Origin of the sequence: Pseudomonas sp. LRP2-20 (genome assembly GCF_024349685.1) — a bacterium.
GTDB lineage: Bacteria > Pseudomonadota > Gammaproteobacteria > Pseudomonadales > Pseudomonadaceae > Aquipseudomonas.
In genome coordinates this window covers 4,564,709-4,590,833 of record NZ_AP025944.1, presented here as the reverse complement: position 1 = coordinate 4,590,833, position 26,125 = coordinate 4,564,709, and the positions used below count along the sequence as shown (strand labels likewise).

Genomic DNA, 26,125 nt, shown 5'->3' with positions numbered 1-26,125 from the left:
GGTAAATGCAGCAACAACCAAACCCGCGCCAATCATCGATCGCCTGGTCGTGGTCGGCCTCGGGCTGATCGGCGGCTCCTTCGCCAAGGGCTTGCGTGAAAGCGGCCTGTGCCGCGAAGTGGTCGGCGTCGACCTCGATGCCCCATCGCGCAAGTTGGCCGTGGACCTGGGCGTGGTCGACCGCTGCGAAGCCGACCTCGCCGCTGCCTGTGTCGGCGCCGATGTCATCCAGCTTGCCGTGCCGATCCTGGCCATGGAAAAGGTCCTGGCCCGCCTGGCCCAGCTCGACCTCGGCGACGCCGTCATTACCGACGTCGGTAGCGCCAAGGGCAATGTCGTGCGTGAAGCGCGTGCCGTGTTCGGTGAGCGCCTGCCGCGCTTCGTTCCCGGTCACCCGATCGCCGGCTCCGAGCAGAGTGGGGTAGAAGCCGCCAACGCCACCCTGTTCCGCCGACACAAGGTCATCCTCACGCCGCTGGAAGAAACCGACCCGGCCGCCCTGGCTCTGGTAGATCGCCTGTGGCGCGCGCTGGAGGCCGATGTCGAGCACATGCCAGTGGAGCGCCATGACGAAGTGCTGGCCGCCACCAGCCACCTGCCGCACCTGCTGGCCTTCGGCCTGGTCGATTCGTTGGCCAAGCGCAATGAAAACCTCGACATCTTCCGGTACGCTGCGGGAGGTTTCCGCGATTTCACACGAATCGCCGGCAGCGACCCGACCATGTGGCACGACATCTTCCTCGCCAACCGCGAGGCCGTCCTGCGCACCCTGGACACATTTCGCAGCGACCTCGACGCCTTGCGCGACGCGGTCGATGCTGGGGACGGGCACCAGCTGCTGGGTGTATTCACCCGTGCACGCGTTGCCCGCGAGCATTTCAGTAAAATCCTGGCCCGCCGGGCCTATGTGGACGCTATGAACGCCAACGATCTGATTTTCCTGGCCCAACCGGGTGGCCGCCTGACCGGGCGAATCCGCGTACCGGGCGACAAGTCGATTTCCCACCGTTCGATCATGCTCGGCTCGCTGGCCGAAGGCACGACCGAAGTCGAAGGTTTCCTCGAAGGCGAGGACGCCCTGGCGACCCTGCAGGCATTCCGTGACATGGGTGTGGTCATCGAGGGCCCGAACCACGGCCGCGTGACCATTCACGGCGTTGGCCTGCATGGCCTCAAGCCGCCGCCAGGTCCACTGTACGTCGGCAACTCCGGCACTTCGATGCGCCTGCTCTCGGGCCTGCTGGCCGGCCAGCCGTTCGATGTCACCATGACCGGCGACGCCTCGCTGTCCAAGCGCCCGATGAATCGCGTGGCCAACCCGCTGCGCGAAATGGGTGCCGTGGTCGAGACCGGCCCGGACGGCCGTCCGCCGCTGACCATCCGCGGTGGCAGCAAGCTCAAGGCGCTGACCTACACGCTGCCGATGGCCAGTGCCCAGGTCAAATCCTGCCTGCTGCTGGCGGGCCTGTACGCCGAGGGCAAGACCACCGTCACCGAGCCGGCGCCGACCCGTGACCACACCGAGCGCATGCTGCGCGGCTTTGGCTACTCGGTCGAAAGCAACGGTCCGGTTGCCTCGCTGCAGTCCGGTGGCAAGCTCACCGCGACCCGTATCGAAGTGCCGGCAGACATCTCGTCTGCAGCGTTCTTCCTGGTGGCTGCCTCGATCGCCGAAGGCTCCGAGCTGGTGCTCGAGCACGTCGGCATCAACCCGACCCGCACTGGCGTGATCGACATCCTGCGCCTGATGGGTGGCGACATCACCCTGGAGAACCAGCGTGAAGTCGGCGGTGAGCCAGTGGCCGACCTGCGCGTGCGTGGCGCCAAGCTCAAGGGCATCGACATCCCGGAAGCGCTGGTGCCGCTGGCGATCGATGAGTTCCCGGTGCTGTTCGTTGCTGCTGCCTGCGCCGAAGGGCGTACCGTGCTGCGTGGCGCCGAAGAGCTGCGGGTGAAGGAGTCCGACCGCATCCAGGTCATGGCCGACGGCCTGATCACCCTGGGCATCAAATGCGAGCCGACCCCGGATGGCATCATCATCGAGGGTGGCCAGCTCGGCGGTGGCGAAGTGCATGGGCATGGTGACCACCGTATCGCCATGGCCTTCAGCGTCGCCTCGCTGCGTGCCAGTGCGCCGATCCGCATCCATGATTGCGCCAACGTCGCCACCTCGTTCCCGAACTTCCTCAAGCTGTGCGCCGATGTCGGCATCCGCGTCGCCGAAGAGGGCAAGTCGTGAATTCGCAAGCACCGGTCATCACCATCGACGGCCCAAGCGGCTCGGGCAAGGGTACCGTTGCCGGCATCCTCGCTCGCGAGCTGGGCTGGAGGCTGCTCGATTCCGGCGCGCTGTACCGTTTGCTGGCGTTCAACGCCAGCAACCACGGCGTCGACCTGACCAACGAAGAGCTGCTCAAGGCGCTGGCCGCCCATCTGGATGTGCAGTTCATCGCTGCCGAGCCGGGTAAGCTTCAACAAATCATCCTCGAGGGCGAGGACGTCAGTAACGTCATCCGTACCGAAACGGTCGGTGCCGGCGCCTCGATGGTCGCCTCGCTGCCCGCAGTGCGTGAAGCGCTGCTGCAGCGCCAGCGCGCCTTCCGCGAAGCGCCAGGGCTGATCGCCGATGGTCGCGACATGGGCACCGTGGTGTTCCCGGACGCGCCGCTGAAGGTCTTCCTCACCGCCAGCGCCGAGGAACGTGCCCGTCGCCGCTACCTGCAGTTGAAGGGCAAGGGTGAAGATGTTAGTCTGTCGAGTCTGCTAGATGAGATTCGTGCGCGTGATGAACGTGACACCCAGCGTGCAGTGGCCCCGCTGAAACCAGCGGCCGATGCCATTCAGCTGGACTCTACCGAGTTGTCCATCGAGCAGGTGTTGCAACGTATCAGGAGCGAGCTCGCCCAGCGCGACTTGGTCTGATAGCCAGGAGAGCAGGCAGGGGCACCAGTCAACGTCCTGCCGGCTTTCCTTTACTTAAAACAAACCCACATTGTCTGGAATGTGGCGATGGGCGTCTGTTTCGCCCGAATCTACAGGAATTAAAATGAGCGAAAGCTTTGCAGAACTCTTTGAAGAAAGCCTGAAAACCCTCAATCTTCAGCCGGGTGCCATCATCTCCGGTATCGTTGTCGACATCGACGGCGACTGGGTTACCGTACACGCTGGCCTGAAGTCCGAGGGCGTCATCCCGCTCGAGCAGTTCTACAACGAAGCTGGCGAGCTGACCATCAAGGTCGGTGACGAAGTTCACGTTGCGCTGGACGCGGTCGAAGACGGCTTTGGCGAAACCAAACTGTCCCGTGAAAAAGCCAAGCGCGCCGAGTGCTGGATTGTTCTGGAAGCAGCTTTCGCCGCCGAAGAAGTGGTCAAGGGCGTTATCAACGGTAAGGTTAAGGGCGGCTTCACTGTCGACGTTAACGGCATCCGTGCGTTCCTGCCGGGCTCCCTGGTTGATGTCCGCCCAGTGCGCGACACCACCCACCTGGAAGGCAAAGAGCTGGAATTCAAGGTCATCAAGCTGGACCAGAAGCGCAACAACGTTGTCGTTTCCCGTCGCAGCGTGCTGGAAGCCGAGAACTCCGCCGAGCGCGAAGCCCTGCTGGAAACCCTGCAGGAAGGCCAGCAAGTCAAAGGTATCGTCAAGAACCTCACCGACTACGGCGCATTCGTGGACCTGGGCGGTATCGACGGCCTGCTGCACATCACCGACATGGCCTGGAAGCGCATCAAGCACCCATCGGAAATCGTTAACGTTGGCGACGAAGTCGACGTACGCGTTCTGAAGTTCGACCGTGAGCGCAACCGCGTTTCCCTGGGTCTGAAGCAGATGGGCGAAGATCCGTGGGTCGCTATCACTGCACGTTACCCAGAAGGTACCCGTGTACAGGCTCGCGTGACCAACCTGACCGACTACGGCTGCTTCGCTGAGCTGGAAGAAGGCGTTGAAGGTCTGGTACACGTTTCCGAAATGGACTGGACCAACAAGAACATCCACCCGTCGAAAGTCGTTCAGGTTGGCGACGAAGTGGAAGTCATGGTTCTGGACATCGACGAAGAGCGTCGTCGTATCTCCCTGGGCATCAAGCAGTGCAAGTCCAACCCATGGGAAGACTTCTCCGGCCAGTTCAACAAGGGTGACAAGATCACCGGTACCATCAAGTCGATCACCGACTTCGGTATCTTCATCGGTCTGGACGGCGGCATCGACGGCCTGGTTCACCTGTCCGACATCTCCTGGAACGAAACCGGCGAAGAAGCCGTGCGTCGTTTCAAGAAGGGCGACGAGCTGGAAACCGTCATCCTGTCGGTTGACCCAGAGCGCGAGCGCATCTCCCTGGGCATCAAGCAGCTGGAAGACGATCCGTTCTCCAACTTCGTTGCTGTCAACGACAAGGGCGCTATCGTCAAGGGCATCGTGAAAGAAGTTGACGCCAAAGGCGCCATCATCACCCTGGCCGACGACATCGAAGCCACTCTGAAAGCTTCCGAAATCAGCCGTGACCGCGTTGAAGACGCGCGTAACGTCCTGAAGGAAGGCGAAGAGATCGAAGCCAAGATCATCAGCGTTGACCGCAAATCGCGCGTCATCAGCCTGTCGATCAAGTCGAAAGACGACGCTGAAGAGCGTGAAGCCATCCAGAGCCTGAAAAACGCTCCGGAAGCGGCTGCCGACACCACCATGGCTGCGCTGCTGCGCGAAGCTATGGCCAAGCAGAACTGAGTTCTGTTTGATCGGTAAAAAGGGTGGCCTTCGGGCCACCCTTTTTTTATGCGTGTTGGAAATGTGTTTGGGTTGCGGGGTGTTCGCCGTGAGGGATTTTGCGCCTTTGAGGTCGAGCGCCGCCCGCGCGGCGCATCGCGAGCTGCGCTCGCTCCTACGTTTGTTTCTGGCCAGTAACGCCTGTGACAGGCGCGCGCGACCGCCTTGTTGGTACGACGCGATATCGCGCCATACCCCAAAGCGTCCGCGCGCAAATCCCCCAGGAATAATTGGCCCGAAACAAACGTAGGAGCGAGCGCAGCTCGCGATGCGCCGCGCGGGCGGCGCTCGATTTCGCTGGCGCTGCACCTCTACCGCCATACCCCTTGGGCCATGCACTTCTCAGCCATCTCTCGACATATTTCTTTTCTTTTCAATCTTGAATTTTTTTATTAAGTCAAGAACCACCCTGTTCAAATCCCTCCGGCCGTGCTACAACCTGATTAAGCAATGATCTAGCTGCTTGATAACGAAGGGAAAAATATGACGAAGTCGGAGCTGATCGAACGTATTGTCACCCATCAAGGGCTGCTCTCGTCGAAGGACGTGGAGTTGGCCATCAAGACCATGCTTGAGCAGATGTCCCAATGCCTGGCCACTGGCGATCGCATCGAGATTCGCGGCTTTGGCAGTTTTTCCTTGCACTATCGCGCACCGCGGGTTGGCCGCAATCCCAAGACCGGCCAGTCGGTGGAGCTCGAAGGCAAGTTCGTGCCCCACTTCAAGCCAGGCAAAGAGCTGCGCGACCGGGTCAATGAAGAAGAGCACGAGCACCCTTGAGCTGTAAAAAGGAGCCATTCTGATGCGTAACCTCAAGCGCGCCCTGGCGGCGTTGTTCGTGCTGCTGCTGGCGGCTGTGGTGCTGTTCTTTGTATTGGAGAACCAGCAGGCGGTGGCGCTGGTGCTGTTTGGCTGGTCGGCCCCTGCCATGCCGGTGGCGGTGCCTGTACTGGCAGCCCTGGTTGTCGGCTTGGCGGTAGGTCCACTGCTTGGTGCATATGGTGTGCAGCGCAGCAAACGCAAGATCCGCGCTTCGGCACGTCAGGCGGTGCTGAACGGCAACTGATGAAAAATCCTACGCCTATGTAGGAAAGCTTCACCTATGCGAGCGCCCGTCGAAATGGAGTAATAGGCACTTCATTCCAGCCTTGGCGAGCGTGCAGCAGTATGGAGTTTCCCGCCCTTTCCCATCATGGTGGTGCCCGAAGCGTCACCGGTTCCTGCCATCAGCTTCACCTCGACCCGACAACCAGTCTGTTGATCGACTGTGGTCTGGAGCAAGGGCGCGAGGCGCCTGTAGGTGCAGAGTTTGCATCTATCGGCTTCGATATTGCCGGTATCGAGGCGCTCATCATTACCCACGTCCATCTGGATCACGTCGGTCGAATACCGGCGCTACTGGCCGCTGGCTTCCGTGGGCCTATCCTGTGCAGCGAGCCCTCGGCCAAGCTCTTGCCACTGGTGCTCGAGGATGCGTACAAGCTGGCTATCAGTGCGGATCCCGTCCAGGTCGACCGCTACCTGGCGCTGTTGCGGCGCCTTATCGTTGCGCTGCCATTCGAGCAGTGGCATTGCGTTGTCGAGCAGGGCAGCGTTGCCTGTTCCATTCGACTGCAGCGTGCCGGCCACCTGCTCGGGTCGGCCTATGTGGAGTGCGATGTGCGCGTCGAGGGCAGCGAGGCCAGTTCGCGTATCGTCTTTTCCGGCGACCTCGGGGCGCCCGGCAATCCGCTGTTGCGGCCCGTTCAGTCGCCAGAACGGGCCGATGTGCTGGTGCTGGAGAGTACTTACGGTGACCGCCTGCACGCAGGCCGCAGCGACCGTCAACAGCGGCTCGAGGCGGTAATCGATCGGGCACTGGCGGATAACGGCACCATCCTGATACCGGCATTCAGCCTGGGGCGTACACAGGAGCTGCTGTACGAGATCGAAGACATTCTGCATCGAAAATCGCTGCTCAACGAACCTGGTCAGCCCTCTGGTGATGATCCGTTGCAGGTCATCGACTGGTCGAGTTTGCCGGTCATCCTCGACTCTCCCCTGGCGCAGCGCATCACCCAGGCCTACCGCGAACTCCATGGGTACTGGAATCAAGAGGCCCGGCAGCGGCTGGGCGAGGGCAGGGCACCACTGGGGTTCGCCCAGCTGGTGTGCGTGGATACCCATGCCAAGCATCAGAAGGTCGTGAATTATCTAAAGAGTACCGGGCGGCCGGCGATCGTCATCGCTGGCAATGGCATGTGCTCCGGTGGGCGCATCGTCAATTACCTCAAGGCCATGCTCGGTGATGCGCGGCATGAAGTGATGTTCACTGGCTACCAGGCCAAAGGCACCCCGGGAGCGGTGATTCAGGCTAGCGAGGGCGCGGAAGGATTTGTGCAAATTGACCTGGATGGGCGTATGCATGAGGTTCGCGCAAAAGTGATCTCACTGGGTGGCTATTCAGGGCATGCGGATCAGAGTGGGCTGGTAAAATTTGTCGAAGGTATACCGTATGCACCGAAGAAGGTTGTTTTAGTGCATGGCGAGCTACGTGCGAAAGAGTCCCTGAGGCGGACCCTGGAAGAACGGTTCGTGCAGTTGAATCGGCCAATGGACATTTTTGTCGCGCGATAAGCCGTGCTTTCACCGTACATTGACGAGTGATGTGGTCTCATTCATGCCGTAATCTGTTTCAGGGTGTTTACAGATGCTGGCAACTGGCTCTCTGCCCCCCGCTGGAGGCCGCGTATCTTACGGCGGGGCATGCAAGCTACAGAGAAAGATCTCTGGTATTCTACTGACCAAAGCTTGCGTCTTGAGCCTATGGATGGCCAGGGAATAAACACGCTGGGCGCGTACTTTCAAGCGCCGTCGTAGCTGTCGTGACGGCGATTAGATATAAGACACATGCAGGTTCCTTGAGGTTGACAACTTCAAGTGGCCGTTAAGGACTCGATTATGGAATTGATCCCGGTAATTTTATCCGGTGGTGTTGGCAGTCGTTTGTGGCCAGTTTCCCGGGAGGCTCACCCCAAGCCGTTCATGACCCTGCCGGACGGTCAGAACCTGATCCAGAAGACCTTTCTGCGTGCCGCCCAGCTTGAGGGTGTGGTCGAAATCCTGACCGTTACCAATCGCGAACTTCTGTTCAAGACTGAAGATGAGTACCGTTCGATCAATCGCAGTGGTCTGCCGCAGGGTTATATACTCGAGCCTTTTGGCCGCAACACAGCCGCTGCGGTGGCAGCTGCTGCGTTGCAGTTGCAAGAGAGCCATGGCCCGCAGGCCCATATGCTGGTGTTGGCTGCCGATCACCTCATCCAGAACCAGCACGCATTTGCCGAGGCGGTGGGTAAAGCCGTGCAGCTGGCCTCGCAAGGTTGGCTGGTTACCTTTGGCATCAAGCCTCAGTACCCGGAAACCGGTTTTGGTTACATAGAAGCGGCTGCTGAAAACGGACTTGAAGCGGGGCTGAAAGTCGAGCGTTTCGTCGAGAAGCCAGACCTGAAAGCCGCTGAGGCGTATGTAGCCGCAGGCAACTTCTTCTGGAACGCCGGCATGTTCTGCTTCCAAGTCGGCGCTGTGCTGGAGCAGTTCAAGGCTCATGCGCCTGATGTGCTCGAAGCCGTTGCTAGCACGTTCCAGATGTCGCGGCGTGCCACGTCTGCCGGCTACAGTTGCCTGGCCCTGGAGCCGGAAGGCTTTGCCAAGGTCCCGGACATTTCCATCGATTACGCGCTGATGGAGCGTTCGTCCAAGGTGGCAACCATTCCGTGTGACATCGGCTGGAGCGATATCGGCTCGTGGAATGCCGTGAGTGAACTTACACCTCCAGATGATCAGGGCAACCGCTTCGAGGGTGAGGTAATGGCCTTCGGGGCAAGAAATAACTTTGTCAGTACGGAAGGGCGTCTCGCTGCATTGGTCGGGGTTCAGGACCTGCTGGTGGTTGATACTCAGGATGCTTTGCTGATCACCCATAGGGATCATGCCCAGGATGTAAAGCACATCGTCAAACGCCTGAAGAGCGATGGCCATGGCGCGCACATGCTCCACCGCACCGTTCATCGTCCATGGGGTACCTACACTACCCTCGAGGATGGCGAGCGCTTCAAGATCAAGCGCATTGTGGTCAAGCCCAAGGCATCTCTGTCATTGCAGATGCATCATCACCGCAGCGAGCACTGGATTGTTGTCAGCGGCATGGCCCTGGTGGTCAACGATGGTCAGGAACTGATGCTCAACACTAACGAGTCCACCTTCATTCGGGCGGGTCACAAGCACCGTCTGCAGAATCCTGGTGTCATAGACCTCGTGTTGATCGAGGTGCAAAGCGGTGACTACCTCGGCGAGGACGACATTGTCCGCTTCGAGGACAATTACGGCCGCTGCGACATCTGAGCCTTCACCCAGCAGGCCCCTGCTCAGCCCGCCAGGTCCGGGCAGGGGCCACGTCGGCGCTGCGCGCTGGCCATCTGTTCAAATCGGTGCTCGCCTGGGTATCGTATCGAGTGAGACATATGCTTCCAGCTATTCGAACCCGTTGCTTCAAAGCCTATGACATCCGTGGCCGGGTGCCGGCTGACCTCAATGACGATATCGCGTACCGCATCGGTCGCGCCCTGGTGGCCCAACTGGGCGGGCGCAGCTATGTGGTGGGCCGCGACATGCGCCTCGAAAGCCCTGGCCTGTCCCAGGCTCTGATCAAAGGCTTGACCGAAGGTGGCGCCGAGGTGATCGACATCGGGCTTTGCGGCACCGAAGAAGTTTACTTCGCTACCAGCCAATATAAGGCCGACGGCGGTATCATGGTTACCGCCAGTCATAACCCCAAAGGCTACAACGGGATGAAGCTGGTGCGTGAGCAGTCACGCCCGATCAGCGGTGATACCGGCCTCAACGACATTCGCCAGCGCGTCGAAAGTGGTGACTTGGGCATCCAGGCAACTGCACCGGGCAGCATCCGCGCAGCGTTCGACAAGACGGCCTATATCGATCACCTGCTGACCTACGTCGACCTGGCCTCGCTCAAGCCACTGAAAGTGTTGGCCGACCCGGGCAACGGCGCAGTCGGCCCCGTCCTCGAGTTGCTCAAGGCGCGACTACCGCTGGAAATCACCATCATTAACGGCGAGCCTGATGGCAATTTCCCCAATGGCATCCCCAACCCGCTGCTGCCGGAAAACCGACACCTTACCCGTCAGGCTGTGCTCGACACCGGGGCCGATCTGGGCATCGCCTTCGACGGCGATTTCGACCGCTGCTTCTTCTTCGATAGCCAGGGCCGCTTCATCGAGGGCTACTACTTAGTTGGCCTGCTCGCCGAAATGCTGCTGGCCAAGCACCCAGGCAGCAAGATCATCCACGACCCGCGCCTGACCTGGAACACCATCGAGCAAGTCAGCGCAGCCGGAGGCCAGGCCATTCAGAGCAAGACCGGTCACGCCTTCATCAAGGAACGCATGCGCGCCGAAGACGCCGTTTACGGCGGCGAGATGAGTGCTCACCACTACTTCCGCGATTTCGCCTACTGCGACAGCGGCAACATTCCATGGTTGCTGGTGGTGGCGCTGATGAGCCTGACCGGCAAGCGCCTGGATCAGTTGGTGGATGAGCGCATTGCTGCGTTCCCGTGCAGCGGTGAGATCAATTATGAAGTCGCCGATGTGAAGGGCACGATAGCCAGGGTTCTCGCTCATTTCTTGCCGCAACAGCCCATTGTTGATCATACAGATGGCATCAGCGTTCAGTTTGCCGACTGGCGATTCAGTATGCGCGGCTCCAATACCGAGCCGTTGCTGCGCCTCAATGTCGAAAGCCGGGCAGACCTGCAGCTGGTCAAGCGCCGTGTCGAAGAGATCGAGCGCTTGATCCGGAGCTGACTCAAAGCATGGCATGCACACACTCGGAGCTGACGACGTCAGAGTCAATGCGTAAAATAGGGTTTTTAGCAAGTGAACAACTCATGAACCCCCCGTTTGCGAACACAGGTCACGAAGGCAGGGGGGGTGTGAATGCAGGCTTGGCCGCAGCCGCGCAGTCGGGCGACGCCTTGAATCACGAGAGCGTTGAAGTCGCAATACTGATGTGCACCTATAATGGTGCCGCATTCTTGCAGGATCAGCTTGAGTCTTTCGCCTGCCAGTCCCACACCCGCTGGACCTTGTACGTCTCCGACGACGCCTCCACGGACGCGACGCGGCAAATGCTGGCCGATTATCAGCAGCGCTGGGGTGACAACCGGATCAAGGTATTCGACGGGCCCTGTCAGGGTTTTGCGAAAAATTTCATTTCGTTGCTGAAAAGGCCAGAGGTGCAGGGGCGTTTCTATGCCTTCAGCGATCAGGACGACGTATGGTTCAAGGACAAGCTGGAACGAAGTGTCGCCTGTCTGGTCCAACATTCGGCTTCAAGGCCGGCGCTTTACTGTTCCAGAACCCGCCTGGTCGACGTCTCACGCAACGCTGCCGGTTTTTCGCCGTTGTTCTCGCGCCCTCCTTCGTTCCGGAACGCACTGGTGCAGAGTCTGGCCGGTGCCAACACCATGTTGATCAATCAGGCAGCTCGCGACGTACTGATTCAACTGCCGGAGGATGCTCATATCGTTGCTCATGACTGGCTGGCGTACATGCTGGTAACCGCATGCGGCGGTGACGCTGTCTACGACGCCCAGCCCAGCCTCGAGTATCGCCAGCACGGCAATAACCTCATCGGCGGCAACAACCGCCTCGTTGATCGACTCAGGCGCCTGCGCAAGATGCTGTCCGGCCGTTTTGTTGAATGGAACGATGCAAACCTGAGGATCCTCCAGGCCATGCAACCGTTATTGACGCAGGAAAACCGCAACGTACTGGAGCATTTCGCGGTAGGCCGGCGCTCAGGTTTCGCCAGGCGGCTCTGCGAGTTTCGTAGGTCAGGTGTGTATCGCCAGACATTTGTAGGTAACATCACACTCATAATCGCTGCGCTTCTGGCCAGGATTTGAAACTACACATTGCCCTGGAGCATACGCCAGTCCAAGACTGGCTGCGGTGATAGCCAAGGCTCGCTGCAACGCTCGTTCGGCTTAGGAGACAGGTATTTCATGAAAGCAATACAGCAAGACATTCCGGAAGTGATTGTATTCGAGCCTCAGGTATTCGGCGATGATCGCGGTTTCTTCTTTGAAAGTTTCAACCAGAAGGTATTTGAAGAAGTAGTGGGCCGGCCAGTTAACTTCGTACAGGACAACCATTCGCGCTCGGTGAAGGGTGTGCTTCGTGGCATGCATTACCAGATCCAGCAACCGCAAGGGAAGTTGGTGCGGGTGGTGCACGGCGAAGTATTCGACGTTGCCGTTGACATGCGCAGAAGTTCGAAAACCTTCGGCAAATGGGTCGGGGTGCACCTGAGTGCCGAAAACAAGCGTCAGCTGTGGGTTCCCGAAGGTTTTGCCCATGGTTTCGTGGTGCTGTCGGAAAGCGCCGAGTTCCTCTACAAGACCACCGATTACTGGGCTCCTCAGCACGAGCGCAGCCTGGCCTGGAACGACCCTACCGTTGCCATCGAGTGGCCATTCGAAGGCGAGCCTGCGCTGTCGGCAAAGGATCAGAAAGCCCAGTCCTTTGACGATGCCGATACCTTCGCCTGAGACCTCCTGTCTGCCCCCGTCACTGCTCGCCCCCGAGCGGTGAGGGAAGGCGCGGGGACGACGGACAGTCCGAATAAACCCGAGGTAAATGAATGAACCCACACTCGCGAGCCCCCATTTCACCGTGGGCGCTAGTCAGCAACTTGTGGCAGCACCGCCGGCTGATCATGCAGATGACACGCCGCGAAGTCATCGGTCGTTACAAGGGCTCGATGATGGGGCTTTTGTGGTCCTTCCTGAATCCCCTGTTCATGTTGGCGGTCTACACCTTCGTATTCTCTGTGGTATTCAAGGCTCGCTGGACGACCTCGGCGGATGAAGGCAAGGGTGATTTTGCCGTGCTGCTGTTTGCCGGCATGATCGTTCACGGGCTGTTCGCCGAGGTGCTGAACCGAGCGCCGGGCCTGATTCTGGCCAATGTCAACTACGTGAAGAAAGTGGTCTTTCCGCTGGAGATTTTGCCGGTCATCTCCATGTGCGCGGCTCTGTTTCACACCGGTGTCAGCCTGCTGGTGCTGCTGGGTGCGATAGTCGTGGTGGATGGCAATCTGCACAGCACCATGCTGCTTGTGCCTCTGGTTGTGCTGCCGTACATCATCTTCGTGCAAGGCTTGGCCTGGATCCTGGCGTCGCTGGGTGTGTACCTGCGGGATGTCGGGCAAACCATCGGCATCATCACCATGGTCATGTTGTTCCTTTCCCCTGTTTTCTTCCCGGTCAGCTCGCTACCCGAAAACATGCGCCCGCTGATGAACGCCAATCCGCTGACCTTCATCATCGAGCAGGTCAGGGAAGTATTGATATGGGGCCATACTCCAGACTGGGCCGGCCTGGGCCTATATTCGCTCATGGCGGTGGCAGTCGCCTGGGTTGGCTACGCATGGTTCCAGAGAACGAGAAAGGGGTTCGCCGATGTCCTTTAATACCGACAGCAACGCAGACGCGGCGATCGTTGTAACTTCCGTATCGAAGTGCTTCCACATCTATAACAAACCTCAGGACCGCCTCAAGCAATCGATCATGCCTCGCATCAGGCGAGCGCTAGGAGCTGGGCCGAAAACTTACGGCCGCGAGTTCTGGGCGCTGAACGACGTTTCGTTCACCCTTAACAAGGGGGAGACGCTTGGCATCATCGGCCGGAACGGTTCAGGCAAGTCGACACTGCTGCAACTGATTTGCGGCACGCTTAGTCCCAGTCACGGACAGGTGCAGACGTTTGGCAAAGTGGCGGCATTGTTGGAGCTGGGTGCAGGTTTCAACCCTGAATTCACTGGGCGCGAAAACGTCTACCTGAGTGCCGCTTTCTATGGTTTGAGCAAGGAGGAGACCGATGCCCGCTTTGATGACATCGTCGACTTCTCGGAGATCCGCGACTTCATCGATCAGCCGGTCAAGACCTACTCCAGCGGCATGTTCGTGCGCTTGGCCTTTGCCACCATCGTTCATGTCGATGCCGACATCCTGATCATCGACGAGGCGTTGGCGGTCGGCGATGCGGTATTCACTCAGAAGTGCATGCGCTTCCTGCGCAAGTTCAAGGAAGAGAAGACACTGCTCTTCGTCAGCCACGACAGCAGCTCGGTCATTGCCTTGTGCGACAAGGCGCTGTGGCTTGCAGATGGTCAGATGAAGGAGCTCGGCGAAGCCAAGCAGACCTGCGAGAATTACCTGACTTACATCCTCGGCGCCACGAAGAAACAAGGCGAGCAAAGCCTTGCCGATGATGTTACCCCCACCGCCAGCAAGCTCAGAAAGATCTGGGCGAACGAGCGCCACTACGCGAGCGCCGGCGAGCCCAGCCTCTTCAAGCCTAACCTGGCGGCTTCCGCGCAAATGGGGCCGTTGGGCGCGCAAATCAAACATGTCAGCGTTACCGCCGAAGATGGAAGCGACATCCGCACTGTGAAAGGCGGTGAAGTGGTCACGCTGTCGATTCATGCGGTGGCGCTTGACGCCCTGCGCAGCCCGATCATGGGTTTTTTCGTCAAGGACCGGCTTGGCCAGTTCCTGTTTGGCAGCAACACGCTGAACATCAAGGACAGTGTGCCTGCCAGCGCTGATGCAGGCGAGGCACTAACGGCCAGTTTCACCTTCGCCATGCCTTGGCTGGCGCAGGGGGACTATTCTATCCAGGTTGCCATTGCTGACGGTGATCAACGGGATCACACGCAACATCACTGGATTCATGACGCGATTATTTTCCACTCCAGCAATGACCCATCGGCATCCGGTCTGATTGGCATACCGATGTTGGGCATTGAGCTAAGTACCGTTACTGAAGCAGGCTTATAAATGCATCTCTCCGCACTTAATTTTGGCCGGTTGTTTTTCGAGACCTACCGCAACAACTTACCTGCTGGTTCCACGGTCGTTGATATCGGGGCGCAAAACGTCAATGGCTCGATAAAAGATGTGTGTCCTGAGGATCTTCAGTATATCGGTGTGGACTTTGTCGAAGGCAAGGGCGTTGATGTCATTCTCGACGATCCGTATAAGCTGCCTTTCGAAGATGAAAGTATTGACGCCATTGTCTGCAGTTCGTGCTTTGAACACTCGGATATGTTCTGGCTGGTGTTCAATGAAATCCTGCGTATTCTAAAGCCGACCGGTATTGTCTACATCAATGCGCCGAGCAATGGCTATGTGCACCGCTGGCCTGTGGACTGCTGGCGCTTCTACCCTGACGCCGGTAATGCCCTGGTCACTTGGGCCAAGCGCAGCGGTTATGATCCTGTCCTGCTGGAGTCGTTCATCGGCCATCGCGCAGCCGACAACATGGATGGCGCCTGGAACGACTTCGTTGCGGTGTTCGCCAAGAGCCAGTCGCTGCAAGACCAGTTCGACAAAAAGATGCTCCACGCGTTGGAGGACTTCGACAACGGCCGGCTACCAGGCTCGGACGAGTTGATCAATTTCCACCAGGATCCGCCAGATTTTCGCCTTATCGAGCGCTTGCGCCAAGAGAATGCCAGCCTGCAGAAGCAGGTCGACGAGGATGCGCAGCGCGCGCATGCGGCAGAGTGTGAAATGCTTCGCGAGCAACTGGCTGCGCAGCAACAAGCGCTGGCACTGGCCCAAGAAGAACTGGCCCACGCACAGACTGCTGCGACAAAGGCGACTGACCAGCTGCAAAGCCTGCAGTTGCAACTTGCGCAGGCCAAAGAGCAGAACAAAAAGGTGGCTGTCGATTTCGCCAACACCCTGCAGGATATTCATCAGTCGGCCAGCTGGAAGGTGACTGGGCCATTGCGGCTTCTGTCCCGTGCCGTTCGCGGCGAGCGGCCGCTCGTGGCGGGTGGCTTGCGCCGCCGTGTGCTGGAGCAGATCAAACCGGTCTACTGGGCCATTCCGCCCAAGTACCGCACGCCGGTCCTGGACTGGAGCTACCGCAATCTGGACTTCGTGTTCCGCGGCAGCCCGCATTACGAGTGGTGGAAGAACGGTAGCCAAGCCCACCTCGACATCGCAGATGTTTCGCTGATTGCCATCGATAGCATCGAGCCGGTCGATCAGGTGCAAGGCCGCATTGCGATTCACCTGCATATGTACTACGAGGATCTGGCGGCGGAATTTGCCGGTCATCTGAAGCATATGCCGTTTGCCTATGACCTTTACGTGTCGGTGAAGGATGCCCAGGGCGAGCTGGCTTGCCGTGACGCTTTTGCCAAGCTTGAACAGTGCAAGGCGCTGACTATCAAGGTCGTGGAAAACCGCGGGCGAGACATTGCGCCGATGTTCTGTACCTTTGGTGAGGCGTTGCGCGGCTACGATTACATCGCGCACTTGCACAGCAAGAAGTCGCTGTACAACGCCGGCGCTACCGAGGGCTGGAGGGAGTACCTGAGCAGTCAGCTGCTCGGCAGCTCGCTGCAGATCCGCCGGATCTTCAGCCTGCTGAACCAGGGCAAAGGGATTGTCTACCCGCAGAACTACAAGTCGATCCCGCATCAGGCCAACACCTGGCTGGCCAACAAGGCGATGGGTACTGCCTGGTGTGCTCGGTTGGGTATCGCGCCGGTACCGCAGGGTTATTTCGATTTCCCCGCAGGTTCAATGTTCTGGGCCCGGGGCGACGCATTGCGTCCGTTGTTCGACGCCAACATCACCATCACCGACTTTGTCGAAGAGGCCGGCCAGACTGATGGCACCTTCGCGCACTGTCTGGAGCGACTGCTTGGGCTCAGTGGGCGCAAGCAGGGCCTGCCACCTGCGATCCTACAGGACATGCAGGCGCCGAGCTGGTCCGCCTGGCGCCTGGAGCAATCCACAGCCCGTCCATTCCAGTCGCTGGTGGACGCCTTGGCCAATCCGGACATCAAGTGCATTGGCTTCGACATTTTCGACACCTTGATCTGCCGTCCGCTGATTGATGCGGAATCGACCAAGCGTATTGTTGCGGCCAACCTACCCGAGCACCTGGCGGCGATGTTCAGCCAGTACCGAGTGGTGGCTGAAGGCGAGGCGCGCACGCAAAAGGGCGCGGATGTCGACCTGGGTGATATCTACCAGGTCTTCCAGCAGATGACGCGCTTGGCAGTCGAGGACGTCGCAGCTATCCGTGAGCTGGAAGAGCGCATTGAGTACAACTCGCTTTCCGCCCGTAGCGGTGGCGTAGAGTTGTTCGAGCGCGCCAAGGCCACCGGCAAGCCGGTTGTGCTGATTTCCGACATGTTCCTGCCCAAGGCTCTGATTATCCAGGCATTGAACGCTCATGGCGTGCACGGCTGGAGCGAGTTCTTCCTGTCCAACGAAGTGGGCCTGCGCAAGGATACCGGGCAGCTCTACGACCACGTGCTGCAAGCCTATGGCCTGCAGCCTGGCGAATTCATAATGGTCGGTGACAACGAGCGTTCGGACTTGCAGGTCCCTTGCGACAAAGGCTGTGTCGGCCTGCATGTTCTGCGTCCGACGGAACTGGCCAGGGGGACGCCACGCTTGCGCAGGATCGTGGAAAGGTACGAGGCCATCCCTGATCTCAACGCCGAATTGACCCTTGGCCTGCTGTTCAGAAAGAACTTCCAGGCGGTGGTCTACCCCGACCTGAACCCAGGTTCACTGTTCCATGCCACACCGTACAACATTGGATACAGCCTGCTTGGGCCGATGCTCACCGGTATGTCGCAATGGCTAATCGATAACGCGCGGCTCGATGGCGTCGAGCGCTTGCACTTCCTGGCGCGTGAAGGGCAATTGATGAAAGCGGTCTATGACGTGTGGGTGCAAGGTGTGGAGGACGCCCCGCCAGCGGATTATCTGGTGGTGTCCCGCCGTACGTGCAGTGTGCCATTACTGCAGACCCTGGACGATGTTTTCGCCCTCGGCAAGGGCGACTATTACTTGAATACGGCGGCCAATTACCTGCTCGAGCGCTTCGGCCTGGAGCTGAGCGATGCCCGATGGAGCGAGCTGCAAGCCGAGTTGCAAATTGGCAAGGACACCCAGGTAGAAGTCCGCAACGACGATCTGACGCCCGTGCAGCCACTGCTGACCAAGCTGGCCGATGTCATCTTCAAGGAGGCCTCGCAGGAGCGTGATGCACTGACGCTGTACCTCAAAAGCATGGGCCTGGATGCCGGGAAAAACGCGGTGGTGGACGTCGGTTACGGCGCCACCATCCAGAATTACCTGTGCAAACTCACCGGGCAGCCGGTGCACGGTTATTATCTGGCGACCGATGAGCGTTCGATCCCGGTGGCGGAGCAGCATGGTGTGATTGCCCGCGGTTGCCTGATGCACAACGTCGAGCACAGCCTTGCCGCGCCGATCATGTACTTGCGTAGCTTCGAGCTGGAGAAATTGCTCAGCTCCAGCGATGGGCAGGTGGTGAAGTACATGTCGGTCGATGGTGTCAACGTCGAGGCACAGCACCGCGAGCTGTCTGCGCTGGAGCTCGAGGGGGATGCGTTCCGTGCCGAGCTGCGCGATGGCGTGCTGCAATTCGCCAAGGATGCGCTACAGGTCCGTACTACCTTGCTGAGCAGCTTTGCCCCGTCGATTGAAGCCAGTCGGGCGCTGGCTGAAGAGTTCTTCTCGAAGCACTCTACTGATGAGCTGAAGCTGCTGGGCGAAGTGGCGCTGGATGATCACTACTGCGGTCGAGGTGTGGTGTAAGCAACGCTAGCGCCAGGCGCGAGCCAAGCTCGTGCCTGGCGGGGCAATTTGCATGCGCCCGGTGGGCGTGAGCATTCCTTGCGAAGCGCCGCTAAAGCGGCGCCCGAGCTCTCGGGCGCCACATCCCTCGCCTCAGCCCTCCCACCAGATCAACGCCGGTCAAACGCTGCCTTGTACAGGCAAATGAGTGACAGTACTGCCCGGTCGCGGGTTCGGCGACGACACTTGGTGCTGTTGCAGGCCATCTTCAACCAGGCGAACGCCTTGCCATGGTAGCCATCGAGGCCCATGAACGGGTTGGCGATTTCCAGCAGCGAAGCGGTCAGCCAGACCTGGCTGAACCACCAGCCATCGGTGATCTTCCGCCACCTGGCGAGGGCGGACGCTACGCCATTGTTGACCCCGACCTGATTGCGTTCATGCTGCCGGTAATCCAGCCCCGGCTCAGGATCGATCATCCATCGGTAACCCTGGCTGCGGGCAAAGGCGTAGCAGAACCAGTCGTGAAGGTCGACCCCCTGCGCCGCATCCCAGCAGCTCAGAATCTTTGCCTTGAACGCTGACGCCAGCGCCTGGCTCAGCACATAGGTGCAACCAGGGCCTGCAGCTTCGAACAGGTGATCCCAGCGCACCTGGGGTTGTGCCTTGTTCACAAGCAGTCGCCGCCCATTCTTCCAGAACGCAACCACATTGCTCGAATAACCGTCGGCTTGACTATCGCGCAGTGCCGTCACGGCCCGTTCGAGTTTGTCTGCGTACCACAGATCATCCTGATCGGAAAATGCCACGTAGTCGTACGTCGAAAGGTCGACATCCCTGATCAGGCGGAAGAAGTTGCGTGAAGCGCCCTTGAACGGGCCGGAGGGGGGGAGGAGTACAACGTTGGAGTGCGCGAGGGCATATTCGGCGCACCATACCTCGGTACCATCGGTGGAGGGGTCGACGCTGATATAAATATCGACGTCGACCCGCACCTGAGCCTGGATAGAGGCCAATTGCGCCTCTATCCATTCGCGGCCGTTATAAGCCGCGAGCAGCACGGCTACCTTGGCTGGCGCAGCGGCCATGCCTAACACGTGGGTAGCGGCTGGCATGCTCAGTGGTGACCTGGCTCCAGAAGGCGCTGCAAGTACTGGCCGTAGCCGGTTTTCTTGAGCTTGTCTGCCTGGCTGGCCACCTGTTCTTCGCTGATCCAGCCGTTGGTGTAGGCAATTTCTTCAAGGCAAGCCACTTTCCAGCCTTGGCGCTCTTCGATGGTCTGGATGAAGTGACTGGCTTCCATCAGCGACTGATGGGTACCGGTATCGAGCCAGGCGAAGCCACGGCCGAGAATCTCGACGCTGAGGTTCTTCTGAGCCAGGTAGGCACTGTTCACGTCGGTGATTTCGAGCTCGCCACGAGGCGATGGCTTGATGTTCTTGGCAATTTCCACGACCTGGTTGTCGTAGAAGTACAGGCCGGTCACCGCGTAGCTGGACTTGGGCTTGGCCGGCTTTTCTTCGATGCTCAGGGCGCGGCCGTTGGCATCGAACTCGACCACGCCGAAGCGCTCCGGGTCGGCAACGTGGTAACCGAACACGGTGGCGCCTTCGGTCTGGTTGGTTGCCGTGCGCAGATTGTCGGAGAAGTGCTGGCCGTAGAAGATGTTGTCGCCCAGGATCAGGCAGCAAGGGTCCTTGCCGATGAACTCTTCGCCAATGATAAACGCCTGCGCCAAGCCGTCCGGGCTTGGTTGTTCGGCGTAGCTCAGCTGCACGCCGTACTGGCTGCCATCACCCAGCAGCTTGCGAAACGCAGGCAGGTCTTCCGGGGTGGAGATGATCAGGATTTCGCGCATGCCGGCCAACATCAGCACCGACAGCGGGTAGAAGATCATCGGTTTGTCGTAGATGGGTAGCATCTGCTTGGAAACGCCCAGGGTCAGCGGGTGCAGACGCGTACCCGAACCGCCAGCCAGAATGATCCCTTTACGATTGGTCGTGTTCATTTATTCAAAGCTTCCATAAGCATGCGGGTGACACCACTTTGCCAATCCGGCAAGTGCAGAGAAAAAGCGTTGCGCAGTTTTGCGGTGGCCAGGCGCGAGTTCAACGGCCGTTTGGCGGGCGTCGGGTACTCGGTGGTCGGGATCGGGTTGACCGCTTCCACGGTCAGGGTTTCACCCAGGCTGCGGGCGAACTCGATGACGAAGCTGGCGTAGGCGTGCCAGCTGGTTTCACCAGCCGGGGCCAGGTGGTAGATGCCACCCAGCTCAGGGTTGCGCAGGGCTTGCTGCAGCGCGGCCACGGCCACGTCGGCCAGCAGGTCGGCACCGGTAGGCACGCCGACCTGGTCGGCGATGACGTTCAGCGTCTGCCTGTCCTTGGCCAGGCGCAGCATGGTCTTGGCAAAGTTGTTGCCCCGTGCCGCATACACCCAGCTGGTGCGGAAGATCAGGTGCTTGCAGCCCGAGGCGGCAATCAGCTGCTCACCCTCGAGCTTGGTGGCGCCGTAGTAGTTGACCGGCGCCACAGCGTCGGTTTCCTGCCAGGGGGCCGAACCGCTGCCGTCGAACACGTAGTCGGTGGAGTAATGCACCAGCCAGGCGTCGAGGCGCTTGGCTTCTTCAGCCATTACCTGGCTGGCCAGGGCGTTGACCGTATGGGCAAGTTCGCGATCGCTCTCGGCCTTGTCGACAGCGGTGTAGGCCGCCGCGTTGACGATTACCTGAGGTGCTACAGCGCGGATGGTGTCGCGCAAGCCGTTGAGGTCCGACAGGTCGCCGGCCAGTTCGCCATAGGCAGTCGGCGCCAGGTGGCGGTCCAGGGCTACCACTTCGCCGAGCACGCTCAGTGCCCGCTGCAGCTCCCAGCCGACCTGGCCGTTTTTACCCAGCAGGAGAATCTTCATGCCTGGCCTGTACGAGTGGTGTAGTTGGAATCGATCCATTGCTGGTAGCTGCCGCTTTTCACATGCGCGACCCACTCAGGGTTGTCCAGGTACCACTGCACGGTCTTGCGGATGCCCGATTCGAAGGTTTCTTCCGGTACCCAGCCCAGCTCACGCTGGATCTTGCTGGCGTCGATCGCGTAACGAAGGTCGTGGCCTGGACGATCCTGTACGTAGGTCAGCAGTTCGACATGCGGGCGGAACGCCGAATCGGGGCGTAGCTCGTCGAGCAGGGCGCAGACGGTGCGCACCACTTCGATGTTCTGTTTCTCGTTGTGGCCGCCGATGTTGTAGGTTTCGCCTACCTCACCTTCGGTCACCACCTTGTACAGCGCGCGGGCGTGGTCTTCGACGTACAGCCAGTCGCGAATCTGGTCACCCTTGCCGTAGATAGGCAGCGGCTTGCCTTCCAGTGCATTGAGGATCACCAGCGGGATGAGTTTTTCCGGGAAGTGGAACGGGCCGTAGTTGTTCGAGCAGTTGGTGACCAGGGTCGGCAGACCGTAAGTACGTGCCCAGGCGCGTACCAGGTGGTCGGAGCTGGCCTTGCTGGCCGAGTACGGCGAGCTTGGCTGGTAGGGCGTGGTCTCGGTGAACAGGTCTTCCGGGCCTTCAAGGTCGCCATACACTTCATCGGTGGAAATGTGGTGGAAGCGGAACGCCGCCTTGCGCGTTTCGTCCAGGGCAGCCCAGTAGCCGCGTGCGGCTTCCAGCAGGTTGTAGGTGCCGATGATGTTGGTCTGGATGAATTCGGACGGGCCGCTGATGGAGCGGTCGACGTGGGATTCGGCGGCCAGGTGCATCACGGCGTCAGGCTGGTGCTCGCGGAACACGCGGTCGAGTTCGGCGCGATCGCAGATGTCGACGCGTTCGAACGCATAGCGTGCGTTCTGCTCGACTGACTGCAGCGACTCCAGGTTGCCGGCGTAGGTCAGCTTGTCGACGTTGACCACCGAATCTTCGGTGCTGGAAATGATGTGGCGCACGACTGCCGAGCCGATGAAGCCGGCACCGCCTGTTACTAGGATCTTCACGAGAGTTTTCTACCTTGAGGTTCTGACAGATTCCGAATGGAGTCTGCATAGTCCATATTCGAACGGCTTAACCATAAAGACGGCTGGCGAAAGTATACCTGATGATTCATAGCTCGCGATAATAGGTGCCCGCCGGCACTGCCAGCCAAAAAGGTATGGCCGGGCGATTGCTGCCATTTATTTGCAGCATATTGTAGGAAAATTCCGATAAAGCTCGAACTTATGGCGAAGCGGAATCCAGCCATTACCGCATTGTCTCGATCCTGAGCAAAAGCACCTGGCCGCTATCCTCGTCTTGGCGACGCTTAGCCAGTATCATGTCGCGCTGCTGGTCTACCAACCAATTGCAGCCTATCAGGCACCGCAGGGAATATTTTCGGAGGATATATGATCGCTATCGTCACGGGTATCACAGGCCAGGATGGAGCCTATCTGGCAGAGCTGCTGCTGGGCAAAGGCTATACCGTGTACGGCACCTACCGGCGCACCAGTTCGGTGAACTTCTGGCGCCTGAGCGAACTGGGCCTTGATCAGCACCCCAACCTGCACTTGGTCGAGTATGACCTGACCGACCTGTCGTCCAGCATCCGCCTGCTGGAAACCACCCAGGCGACGGAAGTGTACAACCTGGCAGCACAGAGCTTTGTCGGGGTGTCCTTCGACCAGCCGATCACCACTTCTGAAATCACCGGCCTGGGCGCCGTCAACCTGCTGGAAGCCATCCGCATCGTCAACCCTAAGGTGCGTTTCTACCAGGCCTCTACTTCCGAGATGTTCGGCAAGGTACAGGAAGTGCCTCAGGTCGAAAGCACCCCGTTCTACCCCCGCAGCCCTTACGGTGTGGCCAAGCTCTACGCGCACTGGATGACCATCAACTACCGTGAGTCGTATGGCATCTTCGGTACCAGCGGCATTCTGTTCAACCACGAATCGCCCCTGCGCGGCCGTGAGTTCGTGACCCGCAAGATCACCGACTCCGTGGCCAAGATCAAGCAGGGCAAGCTGGACCTGCTACAGCTTGGCAACCTCGACGCCAAGCGCGACTGGGGCTTTGCCAAGGAGTACGTCGAAGGTATGTGGCGCATGCTGCAGGTCGACGAGCCGGACACCTTCGTGCTCGCCACCAACCGCACCGAGTCGGTTCGTGATTTCGTCACCCTCGCTTGCAAGGCGGTCGACATCAACATTGCCTGGCAGGGCAAGGACGAGAATGAAATCGGTATCGACGATGCCACCGGCAAGACCCTCGTTGCGGTCAACCCCAAGTTCTATCGTCCCACCGAAGTCGACCTGCTGCTCGGCAACCCGGAAAAGGCCAAGAACGTGCTGGGCTGGGAAGCCAAGACCACCCTCGAAGAGCTGTGCCGCATGATGGTCGAGGCCGACCTGCGCCGTAACCAGCAAGGGTTCTCCTTCTGATACTCGCCCACCAAGGAGCCTGAGCGTTTCGCCACGCGGGTGAAACGCTCGTGCAACCGATCTGGAGTTTCAACCATGACCAGGATCCTGTTGACCGGGGCCAGTGGTTTTGTCGGGAAGGTGCTGCACCGGCGCTTGCTGGCCGACCGCCATGAAGTGTTTGGCTCGGTCGCATCGTCGCCTGCACCGACAGACAGCGGCCACCACTACGAGGTGATGGACATCTGCGACCGCACCAGCGTCGACGCGGTCATCCAACGGGTTCGGCCGACGCACCTGATTCACCTGGCTGCAGTTTCCAATGTGGCAGTCAGCTTCAAGAACCCGATGCTGACCTGGAACACTAATGTCATCGGCACGCTGAACCTGATGGAGTCGCTCAAGGCCCACGCGCCTGATTGCTTCACCCTGTTCGTCAGCTCGTCCGAAGTCTACGGCGAAACCTTCAAGCGCGGCGAGCTGCTGGAGGAGGACGCGGCCTGTGCGCCGATGAACCCTTACGCAGCCAGCAAGCTGGCCGCCGAATTGGCGGTAACGCAGTACCTGCGCCAAGGGTTGAGCGGCGTTATCGTCCGGCCGTTCAACCATATTGGCCCGGGGCAAAGCGCCGACTTCGTGACGGCGTCGTTTGCCAGGCAGATCGCCCTGATCGAAGCCGGTTTGCAGCCGCCGGTGCTCAAGGTCGGCAACCTCGAGGCGAGCCGCGATTTCCTCAGTGTCGAGGATGTGTGCGACGCCTATGCAAGGCTGGTCGGGGTGCCGGTGGGCAGGCTTGAGCATCGGGTCTACAACATCTCGTCCGGCTCAAGCCGCAAGATCCGCGCGGTGCTCGATGAATTGCTGGCGCACACCACGGTGCCAATTGAGGTGCAGACCGACCCTGAGCGCCTGCGTCCTTCGGACATCCCGGTGGCGGCGGGTAGCAATCGGCGCATTCTCGCGGAGCTGGGCTGGGCGCCTGCCACGCCGCTGGCGCAGACGGTGGAAAGTATCCTCGATTACTGGCGGGAACAGATAGCGGCTGGCTGAGTCACCGCCAGCTGAATGAAAAAGCGCCTGAGTATGCTCAGGCGCTTTTTTTTGCGGCGGCAACGCTGACGGGGGTCAGGCCTTGGCGAGCATCTGGCGAATCTCGTTCAGGCGTTCGCGGTAGCGCAAGCCGGTGTAGCGGTAGTCGAAGTAGTTCTGCATGTGCAGGCGTGCACGCTTGCCGACGGCACGGCCCATTTCTGGCTCATCGACCAGTTTGACCATGTACCTGGCAGCTTGCTCATAGTCCGGGTCTGCCCAGCGCTGGCCCTCGTGGTGCGGATACTCGCCTTCCAGCACCGGGATCAGGTGATAATCCACCGCCAGGCTGGTGTCCTCGGTCATGAAGTCCATGTTCCCCGAGTAGGCGGTGGCTATCACCGGCTTGCCCAGCGCCATCGCTTCGGCGATACCGAAGCCGTAGCCTTCGGAACGGTGCAGCGACACGAAGCAGTCACTGCAGCGCAGCAGGTTCTTGACCTCGCTGCTGCTCATCATGCGGTCGATCAGCGTCACCCGGTTGTGCAGGTCGTGGACCTCGGCCTTGAGGGCCTCGTAGGCTTGCGGGTTCATATCGACCCCGTTCACCTTGATCACCAGGTGCGTTTTGGTGAAAGGCCGTTTCTCCATCAACTTTCTGAACGCGTGCAACACACCCTCAGGGTTCTTGCGCGTCGAGTAGGAACGCAAATCGTAGAAGAACAGGAACACATAGTCCGCTTCCGGCAAACCGAAGTAGCGACGGCTCATGAACGTGTCGAGGTTGATTTCGGTGGCCAGGGGCATGTGTATCACGGGCTTCTTGCACGCCGCCTGGAGGCCCTCCATGACAAAGCGCGAAGCGGCCCAGATTTCATCGAAACGGTCGAGCTCTACCGCCCACTCTTCGGGGTAGCGGGGTAGCTCCCACAATGGGTAGACAATGTTGTAGCCGGTCCACGGGCGCGAGTGGCTGATGTGCTCCCACACCGGCTTCACTTCGTTGCCATTGATGTGGAAGATGTTGATAGGCGCCGGGTTTTCCACCATGGCCTGGCCAAATTCGGCGACTTCCGCCTTGTTGGGCTGGACCATCTTATAGATGTCGTGCACCTGAGGCGTGGCGTAGGCCGCCCTCAGCGAGCGAAACGTAGCGCGTACGTGTTCGCCCATGCCGATGGGGGCGAAGGGATGGCCCGCGAGGCATACGTCTCTACTGTCGTTAATGATCTGAGTCATCGCTATTCAGCC

At 59.7% G+C, this 26,125-nt stretch carries 20 protein-coding genes; 15 read left to right on the top strand and 5 right to left on the bottom strand.

Translation table 11 applies throughout. The features are described from left to right. Positions 1 to 31: 31 nt before the first annotated feature. From OCX61_RS20570 to OCX61_RS20510, 13 genes are all read left to right on the top strand, one after another. Positions 32 to 2,239: a bifunctional prephenate dehydrogenase/3-phosphoshikimate 1-carboxyvinyltransferase gene (locus OCX61_RS20570; RefSeq protein WP_261944348.1), complete on the top strand. Its 2,208-nt coding sequence runs from the start codon at positions 32 to 34 to the stop codon at positions 2,237 to 2,239. Then, complete coding sequence (gene cmk / locus OCX61_RS20565; protein WP_261941145.1) at positions 2,236 to 2,922, top strand: (d)CMP kinase; 687 nt, start codon at positions 2,236 to 2,238, stop codon at positions 2,920 to 2,922. The genes OCX61_RS20570 and cmk overlap by 4 nt, the downstream gene beginning before the upstream one ends. 124 nt (positions 2,923 to 3,046) lie before the next feature. Further along, complete coding sequence (rpsA, locus tag OCX61_RS20560; RefSeq protein WP_027918186.1) at positions 3,047 to 4,723, top strand: 30S ribosomal protein S1; 1,677 nt, start codon at positions 3,047 to 3,049, stop codon at positions 4,721 to 4,723. A gap of 522 nt (positions 4,724 to 5,245) precedes the next feature. Continuing rightward, positions 5,246 to 5,542, top strand: a complete 297-nt coding sequence (gene ihfB, locus OCX61_RS20555) for an integration host factor subunit beta (protein ID WP_012313292.1) — start codon at positions 5,246 to 5,248, stop codon at positions 5,540 to 5,542. 22 nt (positions 5,543 to 5,564) lie between these two features. Continuing rightward, positions 5,565 to 5,828: a lipopolysaccharide assembly protein LapA domain-containing protein gene (locus OCX61_RS20550; protein WP_261941144.1), complete on the top strand. Its 264-nt coding sequence runs from the start codon at positions 5,565 to 5,567 to the stop codon at positions 5,826 to 5,828. Positions 5,829 to 5,929: 101 nt separating this feature from the next. Then, positions 5,930 to 7,378 (top strand): MBL fold metallo-hydrolase RNA specificity domain-containing protein, encoded by a 1,449-nt coding sequence (locus tag OCX61_RS20545; RefSeq protein ID WP_261941143.1) that lies wholly within the window; start codon positions 5,930 to 5,932, stop codon positions 7,376 to 7,378. Positions 7,379 to 7,702: 324 nt separating this feature from the next. Further along, positions 7,703 to 9,145 (top strand): mannose-1-phosphate guanylyltransferase/mannose-6-phosphate isomerase, encoded by a 1,443-nt coding sequence (locus OCX61_RS20540; protein ID WP_261941142.1) that lies wholly within the window; start codon positions 7,703 to 7,705, stop codon positions 9,143 to 9,145. Between the two features lie 119 nt (positions 9,146 to 9,264). Further along, a complete protein-coding gene (locus OCX61_RS20535; RefSeq protein ID WP_261941141.1) occupies positions 9,265 to 10,626 on the top strand; it encodes a phosphohexomutase domain-containing protein in 1,362 nt (453 codons plus the stop codon). A gap of 83 nt (positions 10,627 to 10,709) precedes the next feature. Further along, entirely contained in the window at positions 10,710 to 11,729 is a 1,020-nt protein-coding gene (locus OCX61_RS20530) for a glycosyltransferase family 2 protein (protein WP_410011087.1), read from the top strand. 99 nt (positions 11,730 to 11,828) lie between these two features. Then, entirely contained in the window at positions 11,829 to 12,374 is a 546-nt protein-coding gene (gene rfbC / locus OCX61_RS20525; RefSeq protein WP_261941140.1) for a dTDP-4-dehydrorhamnose 3,5-epimerase, read from the top strand. Between the two features lie 92 nt (positions 12,375 to 12,466). Beyond that, the gene (locus OCX61_RS20520; protein ID WP_261941139.1) at positions 12,467 to 13,297 is read left to right on the top strand and encodes an ABC transporter permease; all 831 of its coding nucleotides are present in this window, start codon (positions 12,467 to 12,469) and stop codon (positions 13,295 to 13,297) included. Further along, positions 13,287 to 14,666: an ABC transporter ATP-binding protein gene (locus OCX61_RS20515; RefSeq protein WP_261941138.1), complete on the top strand. Its 1,380-nt coding sequence runs from the start codon at positions 13,287 to 13,289 to the stop codon at positions 14,664 to 14,666. The genes OCX61_RS20520 and OCX61_RS20515 overlap by 11 nt, the downstream gene beginning before the upstream one ends. Before the next feature lie 150 nt (positions 14,667 to 14,816). After that, positions 14,817 to 18,485, top strand: a complete 3,669-nt coding sequence (locus OCX61_RS20510) for a rhamnan synthesis F family protein (RefSeq protein WP_261941137.1) — start codon at positions 14,817 to 14,819, stop codon at positions 18,483 to 18,485. Between the two features lie 149 nt (positions 18,486 to 18,634). Here the strand turns inward: OCX61_RS20510 and OCX61_RS20505 are convergent, their stop codons facing one another. Genes OCX61_RS20505 through rfbB form a run of 4 tightly spaced genes read right to left on the bottom strand, consistent with a single transcriptional unit; the run spans position 18,635 to position 22,447 of the window. Further along, a complete protein-coding gene (locus OCX61_RS20505) occupies positions 18,635 to 19,552 on the bottom strand; it encodes a glycosyltransferase (protein WP_261944346.1) in 918 nt (305 codons plus the stop codon). 29 nt (positions 19,553 to 19,581) lie between these two features. Continuing rightward, positions 19,582 to 20,472, bottom strand: coding sequence for a glucose-1-phosphate thymidylyltransferase RfbA (gene rfbA / locus OCX61_RS20500; protein WP_261941136.1), 891 nt, complete (start codon positions 20,470 to 20,472; stop codon positions 19,582 to 19,584). Further along, entirely contained in the window at positions 20,469 to 21,374 is a 906-nt protein-coding gene (gene rfbD, locus OCX61_RS20495) for a dTDP-4-dehydrorhamnose reductase (RefSeq protein WP_261941135.1), read from the bottom strand. Before rfbD ends, rfbA begins: the two co-directional genes overlap by 4 nt. Next, a complete protein-coding gene (gene rfbB, locus OCX61_RS20490) occupies positions 21,371 to 22,447 on the bottom strand; it encodes a dTDP-glucose 4,6-dehydratase (RefSeq protein WP_261941134.1) in 1,077 nt (358 codons plus the stop codon). The genes rfbD and rfbB overlap by 4 nt, the downstream gene beginning before the upstream one ends. A gap of 387 nt (positions 22,448 to 22,834) precedes the next feature. On the opposite strand from rfbB, the gene gmd reads away from it, so the two are divergent. Beyond that, positions 22,835 to 23,866, top strand: coding sequence for a GDP-mannose 4,6-dehydratase (gmd, locus tag OCX61_RS20485; RefSeq protein ID WP_261941133.1), 1,032 nt, complete (start codon positions 22,835 to 22,837; stop codon positions 23,864 to 23,866). Between the two features lie 75 nt (positions 23,867 to 23,941). Next, positions 23,942 to 24,895: a GDP-mannose 4,6-dehydratase gene (locus OCX61_RS20480; RefSeq protein ID WP_261941132.1), complete on the top strand. Its 954-nt coding sequence runs from the start codon at positions 23,942 to 23,944 to the stop codon at positions 24,893 to 24,895. Between the two features lie 75 nt (positions 24,896 to 24,970). Here the strand turns inward: OCX61_RS20480 and OCX61_RS20475 are convergent, their stop codons facing one another. After that, positions 24,971 to 26,113, bottom strand: coding sequence for a glycosyltransferase family 4 protein (locus OCX61_RS20475; RefSeq protein ID WP_261941131.1), 1,143 nt, complete (start codon positions 26,111 to 26,113; stop codon positions 24,971 to 24,973). Between the last annotated feature and the right edge of the window lie 12 nt (positions 26,114 to 26,125).

What these genes read in the sequence shown, in the direction of transcription:
- ihfB (WP_012313292.1), top strand. Translation starts at nt 5,246, where the DNA reads ATGACGAAGTCGGAGCTGATCGAACGTATTGTCACCCATCAAGGGCTG.
- OCX61_RS20515 (WP_261941138.1), top strand. Translation starts at nt 13,287, where the DNA reads ATGTCCTTTAATACCGACAGCAACGCAGACGCGGCGATCGTTGTAACT.
- OCX61_RS20550 (WP_261941144.1), top strand. Translation starts at nt 5,565, where the DNA reads ATGCGTAACCTCAAGCGCGCCCTGGCGGCGTTGTTCGTGCTGCTGCTG.
- rfbA (WP_261941136.1), bottom strand. Translation starts at nt 20,472, where the DNA reads ATGAACACGACCAATCGTAAAGGGATCATTCTGGCTGGCGGTTCGGGT.
- OCX61_RS20545 (WP_261941143.1), top strand. Translation starts at nt 5,930, where the DNA reads ATGGAGTTTCCCGCCCTTTCCCATCATGGTGGTGCCCGAAGCGTCACC.
- OCX61_RS20480 (WP_261941132.1), top strand. Translation starts at nt 23,942, where the DNA reads ATGACCAGGATCCTGTTGACCGGGGCCAGTGGTTTTGTCGGGAAGGTG.
- OCX61_RS20530 (WP_410011087.1), top strand. Translation starts at nt 10,710, where the DNA reads ATGAACCCCCCGTTTGCGAACACAGGTCACGAAGGCAGGGGGGGTGTG.
- OCX61_RS20475 (WP_261941131.1), bottom strand. Translation starts at nt 26,113, where the DNA reads ATGACTCAGATCATTAACGACAGTAGAGACGTATGCCTCGCGGGCCAT.
- rfbD (WP_261941135.1), bottom strand. Translation starts at nt 21,374, where the DNA reads ATGAAGATTCTCCTGCTGGGTAAAAACGGCCAGGTCGGCTGGGAGCTG.
- OCX61_RS20505 (WP_261944346.1), bottom strand. Translation starts at nt 19,552, where the DNA reads ATGGCCGCTGCGCCAGCCAAGGTAGCCGTGCTGCTCGCGGCTTATAAC.
- OCX61_RS20535 (WP_261941141.1), top strand. Translation starts at nt 9,265, where the DNA reads ATGCTTCCAGCTATTCGAACCCGTTGCTTCAAAGCCTATGACATCCGT.
- rfbC (WP_261941140.1), top strand. Translation starts at nt 11,829, where the DNA reads ATGAAAGCAATACAGCAAGACATTCCGGAAGTGATTGTATTCGAGCCT.
- OCX61_RS20540 (WP_261941142.1), top strand. Translation starts at nt 7,703, where the DNA reads ATGGAATTGATCCCGGTAATTTTATCCGGTGGTGTTGGCAGTCGTTTG.
- OCX61_RS20520 (WP_261941139.1), top strand. Translation starts at nt 12,467, where the DNA reads ATGAACCCACACTCGCGAGCCCCCATTTCACCGTGGGCGCTAGTCAGC.
- rpsA (WP_027918186.1), top strand. Translation starts at nt 3,047, where the DNA reads ATGAGCGAAAGCTTTGCAGAACTCTTTGAAGAAAGCCTGAAAACCCTC.
- gmd (WP_261941133.1), top strand. Translation starts at nt 22,835, where the DNA reads ATGATCGCTATCGTCACGGGTATCACAGGCCAGGATGGAGCCTATCTG.